At 63.0% G+C, this 3,383-nt stretch carries 3 protein-coding genes and 1 pseudogene; 3 read left to right on the top strand and 1 reads right to left on the bottom strand.

Annotation, left to right across the window (positions count from 1 at the left end):
- Window positions 1-64 precede the first annotated feature (64 nt).
- Both OCL88_RS20910 and istB read left to right on the top strand, forming a co-directional pair.
- A pseudogene (locus tag OCL88_RS20910) lies at window positions 65-268 on the top strand (IS21 family transposase); the annotation flags it as partial.
- The gene (gene istB, locus OCL88_RS20905) at window positions 265-1,080 is read left to right on the top strand and encodes an IS21-like element helper ATPase IstB (RefSeq protein WP_011691635.1); all 816 of its coding nucleotides are present in this window, start codon (window positions 265-267) and stop codon (window positions 1,078-1,080) included. The pseudogene OCL88_RS20910 and the gene istB, both read left to right, overlap by 4 nt.
- A 52-nt stretch (window positions 1,081-1,132) precedes the next feature.
- Here istB and merA read toward each other — a convergent pair whose 3' ends face one another.
- Window positions 1,133-2,575: a mercury(II) reductase gene (gene merA / locus OCL88_RS20900; protein ID WP_264963822.1), complete on the bottom strand. Its 1,443-nt coding sequence runs from the start codon at window positions 2,573-2,575 to the stop codon at window positions 1,133-1,135.
- A gap of 172 nt (window positions 2,576-2,747) precedes the next feature.
- On the opposite strand from merA, the gene OCL88_RS20895 reads away from it, so the two are divergent.
- Window positions 2,748-3,137, top strand: a complete 390-nt coding sequence (locus OCL88_RS20895) for a heavy metal-responsive transcriptional regulator (RefSeq protein ID WP_031216440.1) — start codon at window positions 2,748-2,750, stop codon at window positions 3,135-3,137.
- Window positions 3,138-3,383 lie beyond the last annotated feature (246 nt).

Genomic DNA, 3,383 nt, shown 5'->3' with positions numbered 1-3,383 from the left:
CAGGTCACACCCTAGTTAGAGACCGGACCCTTACACACTCAATGAAACACCCTCGTCCCGTCCTGACCGTCATCGCGGTGCTCATGCTGAAGCGAAAGTGCAACGAGTTGTCAGCCTGACCCAGCGCCGGCTGATGGACCCGGCGGCGGTCATCGCCGGGCTCCCTCCAGACAAGCGGCCGCTCCCGGCGATCAGCGCCTATGACGAGCTGCTGGCCAAACGCACCGAACACTCCGCAGGAACCGCGTCGAAGGAAAACATCTCATGAGCCCCACCGCACCGGCCACCACCATCACCCCAACCCTGCGACGGCGCCGCGGTCTGACTGAGCAGGCCGCGGTCGCGGCCGTGGACCAAGCATGCCGCCGATTGCGCCTGCCCACCATCCGGGCGGTTCTGGACGAAGCTCTGACCGTCGCGGGGAAGGAACAACTCTCTTACCAAGGCTTCCTGGCCGAGCTGCTGCTGGCCGAATGCGATGACCGGGACCGTCGCTCCTCAATCCGACGCGTCAAAGCCGCGAACTTTCCCCGGGATAAATGGCTCGGTGATTTCGATTTCGACGCGAACACGAACATCAACCCCGCTACCATCCATACCCTCGCTACCGGCGAATGGATTCGAAAAGGTGCACCGCTATGCCTGATCGGGGACTCCGGAACCGGCAAATCCCACCTGCTTATCGGGCTGGGCACCGCCGCGGCGGAGAAGGGATACCGGGTCAAATACACTTTGGCCACCCGGCTCGTGAACGAACTCGTCGAAGCCGCCGACGACAAAGTCCTCGCCAAGACCATCGCCAGATACGGCCGAGTGGACCTGCTCTGCATTGACGAGCTCGGCTATATGGAACTGGACCGGCGCGGCGCCGAACTCCTCTTCCAGGTCCTCACCGAACGCGAAGAGAAGAACTCCATCGCCATCGCTTCCAACGAGTCGTTCTCCGGCTGGACCAAGACATTCACCGACCCGCGCCTCTGCGCCGCGATCGTTGACCGGCTGACGTTCAACGGCACCATCATCGAAACCGGCACCGATTCCTACCGCCTCGCCCACAGCCTGACAAGGAACGCGCACTAAAAGGTAGCCGCGGCCGCCCGCCCCACGAACACATAGGTTGTCGTTGACCACTTCATGCCGCGCAACAGGACAGTTTGGAGACGTCAGTAGTGAAGGACTGGGCTGCTATCTTGATGCCTTCGGCCATGGTCAGATAGGGGCTCCAGAGATTCGCGACCTGATCAACGGTCATCCCGGCCTCCAGAATGTAAATCCCTGCGGCGGCGATGTCCCCGGCGTCCTTACCCACGACAGTGATCCCTACAATCCGACCCGTGTCCGCGTCGGCAACGATCTTGATGAAGCCGCGGGTATCACGGTTCACCAGCGCGCGAGGGATAAATTTGAGCGGCAGAACCCGGCACATGCACCGGATCCCTGCCTGGTTCGCTTTCTTGTCCGTCATCCCGACAGCGGCCAGGGCAGGGCTGGTAAACGTGACCCGGGGCAGGTGCCGGTAATCGACCTCACGCCCGGCACCCTCAAAGGCGTTCTCCACCATCAGGGCCCCGTGCGCGGCGGCGACATAAACGAACTCCGGGTGACCCGTCACATCACCCGCGGCCCAGATCCTCGGATTAGTACTGCGAAGGCTCCCGTCGACCAGGACTTCCCCGCGGTCCCCGGTTTCAACGCCGACCATGCAAAGGTTCAAATCCTCCGTGACCGGGCGCCGGCCTGTTGCCATGAGCAGGCGCGCGGCCCTGAATTCCTCGTTTCCTCCTGAGACGGAAGCATCCACGACCACGTCCCCCGACACCTCATCGGTCCGGACCGAGGACGCTGTCGCTCGACGGACGACCCGGATGCCCTCATCGGCGAAGACACCGGCGAGGGCATGCCCGGCTTCAGGCTCTTCGGCCGAGGCGAGCTTGGACCGGACCAGGATGGTCACCTCCGTGCCGAGCCGGGCGAAAAGCTGCGCCTGCTCCAGCGCCACATACCCGCCGCCCACCACCAGCATCGAAGCGGGAACGTCCTGCAGCTCCATCGCACTCGTGGACGTCAGATAATCCACCTCGTCCATTCCCGGCACTTCAGGGATCCAGGGGGTGGAGCCGGTCGCGACCAGGTAGTGTTCCGCGCTGACTGTCTCGGTGGTTCCGCCCGGGGCGGTGATGTTCAAAACCGGTGCGGCTGCGGTTCCGGCGAACACCGCCGTCCCCCGCTGCAGGTTCCATCCATAGCCCGCGGCGAGATCCACATACTTCTCTGACCGCATGGATTCGACCAGTGAGCGCTTCCCGGCGACCAGTTCGGGCATATCCACCGGCTCTGCGGAGGTGCTGATACCGGGGAACCGTCCGGAAGCATCGAGGGCGACATGGCGGGCTTCCGCGGCGGCCAGCAGGGCCTTGGACGGGATGCAGCCCGTGTTCACGCACGTGCCTCCCACAGTGCTGCGCTCCACCATCAACACCCGCTTGCCACGGCTGGTTGCCCGGATGGCCGCAGCGAAAGCAGCCCCGCCGGAACCGATAATGGCCAGGTCATAATCGAAAGATGCTGCCGACACGAGGGACTCCTGAAGATGGAAGGGAAGCAGCCGCCAGCACACCTGTTGCTCAACCGACCGCCATGTGCAGCCTTCAACCGAAGACCAGCTCTGCATCCCATTCTCAACCTTCCCCTACACTGGAATGTCAAGGAATCGCCGTCCTGGCCGCCTGCTAAGAAATGAGTTCATGATGCGTATCGGTGAGGCCGCGGCAGCGGCAGGGATGACAACCAAGACGCTGCGTTTCTACGAGGACAGCGGGCTTCTCCCGGCAGCGAAAAGATCCTCTAACGGCTACCGGGACTACCATGACGACTCCGTGGCCAGGCTCGAATTCATCCGCCGCGGACGGGCCGCAGGCCTCGCCCTGACCCAAATACGCGAAATTCTTAGCCTCCGTGACGCCGGAGAAGCCCCCTGCGCCCACGTCCAAGACCTTCTCTCCAACCAGCTGGCCGAACTGGACCACCAGATTTCTGAACTAATGGCGCTGCGATCCATCGTCGCCGGCCTTCACGCCACTGCCGCGTCCGGGACCGACGCAAGCTGCGATCCCGAACAAATCTGCAGCTACCTCTGACGCACTACTCCGCCAGACGCCAGCTTCCAACAACCGGGACCCCGGGTATCGTCCCAACCCGCGGCAGTGTTTTCACAGACCCAGAAACCACGCCAAGAACCCCTAGACACCCTCACAACATCATCCCCGGACGTCCGACGGGTGGGTACCGTTCGGGCCGTCCTAGTGGGCTCCGATCACGTTGACACAATCACCTCCCTCGGCGTGCAGAGGAGTAGTAAGCAAAAACGACCCTAGTGCAGAGGA

This window comes from Paenarthrobacter sp. PAE-2 (assembly GCF_026013155.1).
Lineage (GTDB): Bacteria > Actinomycetota > Actinomycetes > Actinomycetales > Micrococcaceae > Arthrobacter > Arthrobacter ureafaciens.
This window is presented reverse-complemented; position numbering and strand designations above follow the sequence as displayed.

Excerpts from the sequence above, each read along its gene's own strand:
- istB (WP_011691635.1), top strand. The coding sequence starts at position 265 with ATGAGCCCCACCGCACCGGCCACCACCATCACCCCAACCCTGCGACGG.
- OCL88_RS20895 (WP_031216440.1), top strand. The coding sequence starts at position 2,748 with ATGCGTATCGGTGAGGCCGCGGCAGCGGCAGGGATGACAACCAAGACG.